This is a genomic window from Pusillimonas sp. MFBS29 (assembly GCF_020687695.1).
GTDB lineage: Bacteria > Pseudomonadota > Gammaproteobacteria > Burkholderiales > Burkholderiaceae_B > Pusillimonas_C.
This window is the reverse complement of sequence record NZ_JAJEWL010000017.1, coordinates 1-7,032: the sequence shown is the minus strand read 5'-3', so window position 1 is coordinate 7,032 and position 7,032 is coordinate 1. Positions and strand designations below refer to the sequence as shown.

Below are 7,032 nucleotides of genomic sequence, written 5' to 3'. Positions count from 1 at the left end.
GGGCATGAAGTTGCCGCTGTGCTGTACCTGAACAGCCAGTTTAAGGTGATCCGTTACATGGAAATGAGCCATGGCACGTTGACGCAGGCCAGCGTATACCCGCGCGAAATCGTTAAAACGGCGCTTCGTCTGGATGCGGCCGCAATCATCATGTCGCATAACCACCCCAGCGGCATACCTGAGCCCAGCGAGGCCGATCTGGCATTGACGCGGCATTTAAAACATGCTTTGGCGCTGGTTGATGTTCGTTTGCTGGATCACATCATCGTGACCGGGCAGAACACGACTTCGTTAGCGGAACGAGGTCAGGTGTAAACCTGGAGCAGAGCAGGTGAGTACTCGTCTGCTCTAGTAGACGCCGCGCTCTGCGGCGCCGATTGGACTTGTGCTGTCGCACAAGTAGTTATCCGTCTCAATAAAAGCAGCCCGTCCTGGTGTGCCAGGGCGGCAATAGCGGCTTGCCAGCGCAAGCAGACAGCAAGGTCATAACTGCATTCAAGTTAGATCACCATCTTGGTGATTGGGGCGCTCGCCGCGTGGGCTGTTACCGGGTTGTGCACTGTGAATTGCAAGCCTGGTCTTGAGAGCTCCATCGCCTCAAAACGCCGACTGTATCACTTCGCTCCGGTACTTCAAGAGGTGTTCATAAAAGCCGCGATGCGTCTTTTACAAAGCTTCCCCTTTCCGCTAGTCACTGCATGACCCAGTACGGCAAGGGCGATGGAACTCACAGGACTGGCGGCACAACGCGTCGGACACAGCGCACAACCCGGCAACAGAAACCTACAAACGGGCTCAAGAATCTTCAGGCCTGGTCAGCAATCACTACCGCGCCACCGCGCATTTTTGAAGGAGCAGAAACATGAACCATTACGAACAAAAGCAGGCAGAGCGCAAAGCCAAACTAGAGGCAAGGGCGGCGCAGGCCGAGACGCAGGCCGCAGCTACCTATGGCCGGGCACGGCAAATGGGTGAGGCGATCCCCTTTGGCCAGCCGATCTTGATTGGCCACCATAGCGAAGGGCGCGACCGTAACTATAGGCAGAGGATTCATAACACATTAGGCAAAGCCTTCGATCTGCAAAAAAAAGCCGATCGCTACACGAAAAAGGCGGCTTCAGTAGGTGAGGGCGGCATCTCCAGCGATGACCCTGATGCAATAGCAAAACTCATGCGCCAGGCGAAGCAACTGACAGCGAATCAAGAGCGCATGAAGAAAATCAATCGGGTAATCCGTAAACATGGGGCTGATCCAGAGGGCCAGCGCCATGCTTTGCTTGAACTTGGATGTTCTGAAGATAGCGCACAGAAGCTGATCACGCCGGACTATGCCGGACGTGTGGGCTTCCCGTCTTATGCATTGTCCAACAATAACGCGAATATTCGCCGTATCCAGCAGCGGATCAAACAACTGCAGGCTAACAAGGAGCGTGAGCCGGTCAGCGTGCAGGGGACAGGGTATGCATACGCCGAAGACGTGGAAGAGAACCGCGTGATGTTCATGTTCGAAGGCAAACCGGAAAAGGCCACCCGAGAAATATTAAAACGTCACGGTTTTCGATGGAGCCCAACGCGTGGCGCGTGGGTGCGGCAATTGAGTAACGCCGCCATTTGGCAGGCAAAAGCTGTCATGCAGATTCTGAACGGATCGACCGGAAACTGAACCGAAGCCCCAGGCCGCTTTATCGGCTTGGGAAATTTGTCGGCGAGATTACGCCGAACCACTATCAGGAGCAACAAAATGGCATCAGTCAACAAAGTCATCATTATCGGCAACTTGGGCCGCGATCCAGAGATCCGCTACAGCGCGGATGGGGCCGCGATCTGCACAATCTCCGTTGCCACATCGACAAGCTGGAAAGACAAGGCGACCGGAGAGGAGCGAGAGGAAACCGAATGGCATCGGATTGTGTTCTATAACCGCTTGGCAGAAATTGCCGGCGAGCACCTGCATCAAGGTAGTGCGGTCTATGTAGAAGGGCGATTGAAGACCAGAAAATGGCAGGATAAGGAAACAGGCGCTGACCGTTATAGCACCGAGATCGTAGCCGAGCAGATGCAGATGCTTGGAAGTCGTGGTACAGATGGCCAAGCGTCGTCAACTAAACCGGCATCGCGTAAGGTCACTGCTGTCCTTGCGTCCACGGGTGGAGGCGCTATAGCGGCCGATGATATTCCGTTCAATCTTGCAGGTGCAGGACGCACCTGGATGTGTATTTAAGAAATTTGCCCCGGCATCGCCGGGGTGTTGATTGGCGCGGGAGAACCGAATGGAAGCCGGAAAACGAACCGGACCACGGTCCGATTGGGAAAACGCTGTTTACGACGCGCTGTGCGAGCAGAGCGACATGACATGGTCAGATGCTCAGGCCATCATAGAAGCACAGGGAATGCAGGGTAATGAAGTGTTGGCGTCTGCTTGGACTGACGGACTGACAGTGTCCCAGACGGTTAAACTGTTGTTGGATATGCCGGAGTAGCTACCACAGCGGCTGCTGTGTGGTGGCGCTGGCACCGTCCTGCGATGCTGCCCGTAAAGGCGCGGCATCGAAAGTATGTTCTGGTGCCAAGCGCAGAAGGCTGCTAGCTTCCTCAGTCGAGCCGGACAGCCAGCAATCCGCGTCATCCACTTCAATTGGAATGACTGAGCGTTTGTCTTGGGCACTGCCGGGCTTCCTTGGGTCAGGCTTGTGCATGCGACGCATCAACGGGTGTGTGTCGGCGTTGATCGTGAGCATTGTGTAGCTTTCTACGACTTCGCCCGTTGCCGGATCAGTCCAGGTATTCCACAGCCCGGCCAAGCCCCACGGGGCACCATCTGGCCGCCGGAATTGCCACCATACGTTGCGGCCAGTTTCCCAGCAAGGCTCGTCGAAAGACAGCGCCGGAATGATACAGCGCTGGCCACGCTGCCAGGGTTGGCGATAGCTTGCCTTGCTGGATAATTCCTCTGAACGAGCGTTATTCGTTTGATACGGCAGCTTCGCCATCTTGGCAAAGTGAGGAATCAGCGCCCACTGACCGGTCACCAGCTCGCGTTCGCTGCCGTGTGCTCGAATAAACGGGCCGACGGCGCGCGGGTGGATGGCGGTTTCCCACCATTGAGGTTGGTTTCGGTTACCAATATGCCAAAACCTCTCGGTCTCAGCTTGGCTCGGTGTGACATATCGATTGCACATACTTTATTGTGACAGAATCGTATCCCCATACACCGAATGGATTATGGCTTGCAGCTATTCCCATCTTTGATGGGCCCCTGTCATGAGACGTTGCCAGCTCTTCGACCTGGCTGGCACTTTCAAAACCCCAAATTCGCTTTCGCTCATTTGTGGCCTTAAAAGTGCCACACATGACGCACCCCCGGCGGGGTCGGGAAAAGCCTTATGAATCAGTTTCTTGCAGAGCATCGGCCGATTCTGCCGGTGCAGGACAAATAGGGCACAAAGTGGCGCAAGCCATTGATGCGGCAGGAAACATGGCGGCCACAAGCGTGGCCGAATTGCCCGTAGACGTTAAGAGAGAATGGGCGGTTTTCATTTTCAATGCGGATGGGAGACATTTCGACTTCAGAATGGTTACAGGCACATGGCAAGACTGATGCATGCCGGATGCAGCCCCATGACGCGGAGACTGCGTCCGGCCAACCGCTTGCATGCGGAAAGATGTCAGCTGATCTCCATTGAGGATTCCGCGTCCTGTTCCAACGCCGTCCTTGGCGCGGCCTGGTGCAAAATGGGGCTATCGGCGTGCGTCTGAACCAGGTCATGTGCCAGGCTCTTGTAGCCCAACCGATCCACCCGCTCGGGCAGCTTGTCCGCATTATCTGTGAACACCACGACCTCGTGCCGTTCGCGCGAGATGCTCACATAGTAGGTGTCCTGGGCGGTCGTGCGGCTGAAGCTTTCGGCGTTGTAAATGACTCGGTCGCAGGTCAGTCCTTGGGCACTATGCGCGGTGGTGGTGTAGGCATAGTCCATGTTGAGCGGTCGATCTGTGGGCAGCTGCACGTGGCGACCGTTGGTTTCGATGGTGACGCTGGTTGCATCAATTGCCGCGACCTTCGCCAGTTGGCCGTTAACCAGGTCATTATGGGCATCGTTACGTGTGATGCGGACATAGTCGCCCGCAGACAGCTCTGTCCGGTTCAGGTGATAGACCGATAGCTTGCTCATGGTTTTCGGGATGATTTCTATGGGTTGGGCATGCGACGGGCTGGGCTGGATCGATTCGACGGTGATGCGGTCATGGTGTGTACTGCCGGTGACGCGGTACAGTTCGCCGCGTTTCAGGCCACACTGGTAGTCCCGTTCAGGAACGACAATGTCGCCGACGGTGTAATACCGTGCGACGCTGCGTTCTGCACGGGTGGTGTCATGGCGGGTCAGCAGCTGGCATTGATGTCCTTTGCCTGCCAAGCCGAGCAGGGCGTGGATCCGTTCATTGATGGCTACGCGAGATGCGTTGGTGCCGGTGACCACGATAGTGACCGCTTGGTCTGCTGCCGAAAGCTGCGTATAGGTTTTGGCAATGGCTTCATACCGGGCGGAACTGTCCCGGCTTTTGTGGCCGTGCTCGTCGGTAGTGAACTGATCCGGGATAGCGTGCACCTGATCCAAAAGCGGCAGGGATCGGCTGGCCTGGCCTTCTGCTGCCAACTGTACTGCTTTGCGAAGCCGATCAGAGCGTTGTCGCTGGATGTCGGCCATTAATACGGTTTTCATGCCGCCTTCTTGCAGCATGGCAAACGCACGGCCTGCCTCAATGGCCTTGGTCTGAGCGGTGTCGCCCAGTAACACGATTTTTGCGCCTGTCGGCTGAATGAGCGCCAGCAACTTGTCCATCTGCCGTACCGGCACGACGCCGGCTTCGTCAATCACTACGACAGTTTTCGGCCCTAGGGTATCGGTGAAGGGGCGTTTGTCGGAGGCAGAAAGCACCGATGCAATCGTGTTGGCCTGTATGCCATCTTCGCGCAGGTTGCGAACCATTCCGCCGTAAGGGGCCAGCGCCGCCATGGTGTGCCCTTCCTGTTGCAGGATGGCCTGGGCGTTTTGCAGAGCGAAAGATTTGCCGGTGCCAGCCAGACCCCGGATACCGGCGACTTGATCGGGGCCGGTCGTGATTAGCATGACAGCTTCGCGCTGGCCTGGTGTCAGGCGTGTGTCCAAGCTGCTTTCGGCGCAGGTATTGGCAATTGTGGTCTGCCAAGCACTGCGGCCAGCTTGTTCGGCGGCTAGTATCCTGGATTCGGCCTCAAAAGCCTTTCGGGTCGCATAGCGTGGGCTTTCCATCAGCAGGCGTCCTTCTGCAATGGCTTGGTCAACCAGCTGCAGGGCTGTGCCCTGGGGTAGGCCGCGCAGGTGTGTGACTTCTGTGGCCCATCCTTCGCGGGTCATAGGAAGGGCCGTCCTGTCCTGGGTGCTGCGGTAGTGCGGTATTTCCCGGATTAGTGTTCCAGACTCCACACGGCCCTGAATCGCTGCCTGAATGGCTGTGATGTTCGTATGGCCGCCAGCATGGCGAACGGCGTTTTGCAGTAAATCCGCTAGAGGCATGACGGATTCCCTTTCGGCCAGATGTTGGATTGCCCAGTTCAGTGAGGCTTGTGCCACCATGTCTGATGGCTGCCCCGAGATCTGTGTCGGTTGGACGTCTGCTTGCTCCCTGGCCTGATCAAACTGCATTCCGATGGCGGTAGCGGCGTCACGCCATTGGCGATGCAGCTCTGTGCGGCTGAGTTCCTGAGTCTTCGCCTGGCGGTGGGCCAGGGTGATGCCTTGGCGCAGGGCGTGAGGGGCTTCTTCGCGACTGGTGCCGCGTGCAGACAGTTCAGCAGTAATGCCAGCGCTGCGTTTACTGAAAAACTCGATCTGTTCGCGGCTGATGTGGGCCAGTTCGATATGGCTCTTTTCATGGCGAACTGCGTATCCCAGCGCACGTACGTTGCGTTCCAGCTCTGCTTGGTATATCGAATCCGTCACGCGCAGTAGCTTGAAGATTTCTTCATTGGACAAGGCCACCCAACTGTCGTCGGCTCGCTGGGTCAGGTTCATCAGCAGCGCGTGGACGTGTAGATGCGGGTCGGGGGCAGCGCCTTCGGTAGGGCGTGCTGTTTCGTGGCGGAATTTGGCAATGATGAGGTTGCCCGTATGCTCTACCCGTGACTTGCCGTTTTCTTTGTGGCGCCCCATGGTCAGATGCTGCTCGACGTAATGAAGGGCAGCAGCGACCGCTTTATCATTAGCGTGGATTAGGCGTTCGTCGCGACCGATCAAAGCCTGCAGGGTAATGCTTTTGGGCGCGCCGAAGGTGAGATCAAGGGCGGCACGGGCCTTGGCATCTTTGCGGATTGACCGGCCCGCTGCGACGCCATGGCCAAAATCGCCTTGCAGCATGGCTTTGAAGCGTGCGGGGTCGATTTCTCCGACTGCGCCCAGACGTCGGGCACCGTCGCCTTGCCAGGTGGCGGCACTCCCGTCTCGGCTGTAATAGTCGTCGGCCTGGTCGGAGTAGTAATGGGTGGCAAGGGACGCGCGGGCGCGATAGACCTGGCTGTGCGAGATCATGGGAGCTCCGGGAGAAGGGATGGCGAGAGATTAGCCAACAAGCGCTTGGAGGCGTCAATGCTAGCGCTTGCGGGAAGGGATGCTGGATTTACACACGTTTATCCACAGCTTCTGTGGATACACGCTGGGCAGTTTCCAGATTGCCGCGATCCTTCGGACGATGCAGGCACCGGACAATTTCTGTGGGCAGAATCACCTCAATTGGTTTGTGTCCTACCCATGGGAAGATGTGGATTTCCAAATGTCGGATGACTTTCTGGGCGTAGTCCTCCGACCATTCGCGGTCTTTCTTGGCACTGGTGTGCCAGGCGCGGGCTAGTAACTCGAAGGTATGCAGACGAGCGATTCGCGCCAGCTCTTCCTGGTGCTCACGGACTTCTTTCGGGTCCAGGCCATTGGCTCGTTGACTGTTGGCTTCGTATGCCTTGGCTCGTGCCTGCGCGAGGGAAACTTCCGGGTATGGCCC

Annotated in this window: 7 protein-coding genes; 4 read left to right on the top strand and 3 right to left on the bottom strand. The window is 57.2% G+C overall.

Features of this window, described 5'->3' with window-relative positions; genetic code table 11:
- The 4 genes from LKR43_RS16010 to LKR43_RS15995 form a co-directional block, all read left to right on the top strand.
- Positions 1 to 315 (top strand): RadC family protein (locus tag LKR43_RS16010; protein WP_305080630.1); only part of this gene is annotated, 315 nt, incomplete at its 5' end.
- A 547-nt stretch (positions 316 to 862) separates the two neighbouring features.
- Positions 863 to 1,663 (top strand): DUF3560 domain-containing protein, encoded by an 801-nt coding sequence (locus LKR43_RS16005; protein ID WP_227685184.1) that lies wholly within the window; start codon positions 863 to 865, stop codon positions 1,661 to 1,663.
- Positions 1,664 to 1,741: 78 nt separating this feature from the next.
- A complete protein-coding gene (ssb, locus tag LKR43_RS16000; RefSeq protein ID WP_305080636.1) occupies positions 1,742 to 2,221 on the top strand; it encodes a single-stranded DNA-binding protein in 480 nt (159 codons plus the stop codon).
- A gap of 49 nt (positions 2,222 to 2,270) precedes the next feature.
- Positions 2,271 to 2,480 (top strand): hypothetical protein, encoded by a 210-nt coding sequence (locus tag LKR43_RS15995; RefSeq protein WP_227685183.1) that lies wholly within the window; start codon positions 2,271 to 2,273, stop codon positions 2,478 to 2,480.
- Here the strand turns inward: LKR43_RS15995 and LKR43_RS15990 are convergent, their stop codons facing one another.
- The 3 genes from LKR43_RS15990 to LKR43_RS15980 all read right to left on the bottom strand — a co-directional run.
- Entirely contained in the window at positions 2,481 to 3,179 is a 699-nt protein-coding gene (locus LKR43_RS15990; protein ID WP_227685182.1) for an SOS response-associated peptidase, read from the bottom strand.
- Between the two features lie 486 nt (positions 3,180 to 3,665).
- Positions 3,666 to 6,566 carry a MobF family relaxase gene (mobF, locus tag LKR43_RS15985; RefSeq protein ID WP_227685181.1) on the bottom strand — a complete coding sequence of 967 codons (2,901 nt, stop codon included), beginning with the start codon at positions 6,564 to 6,566 and terminating at the stop codon, positions 3,666 to 3,668.
- A gap of 88 nt (positions 6,567 to 6,654) precedes the next feature.
- Positions 6,655 to 7,032: integrase arm-type DNA-binding domain-containing protein (locus LKR43_RS15980; protein ID WP_227685180.1), on the bottom strand; the 378-nt coding region annotated here is incomplete at its 5' end.

Excerpts from the sequence above, each read along its gene's own strand:
- ssb (WP_305080636.1), top strand. The coding sequence starts at position 1,742 with ATGGCATCAGTCAACAAAGTCATCATTATCGGCAACTTGGGCCGCGAT.
- LKR43_RS15990 (WP_227685182.1), bottom strand. The coding sequence starts at position 3,179 with ATGTGCAATCGATATGTCACACCGAGCCAAGCTGAGACCGAGAGGTTT.
- mobF (WP_227685181.1), bottom strand. The coding sequence starts at position 6,566 with ATGATCTCGCACAGCCAGGTCTATCGCGCCCGCGCGTCCCTTGCCACC.
- LKR43_RS16005 (WP_227685184.1), top strand. The coding sequence starts at position 863 with ATGAACCATTACGAACAAAAGCAGGCAGAGCGCAAAGCCAAACTAGAG.
- LKR43_RS15995 (WP_227685183.1), top strand. The coding sequence starts at position 2,271 with ATGGAAGCCGGAAAACGAACCGGACCACGGTCCGATTGGGAAAACGCT.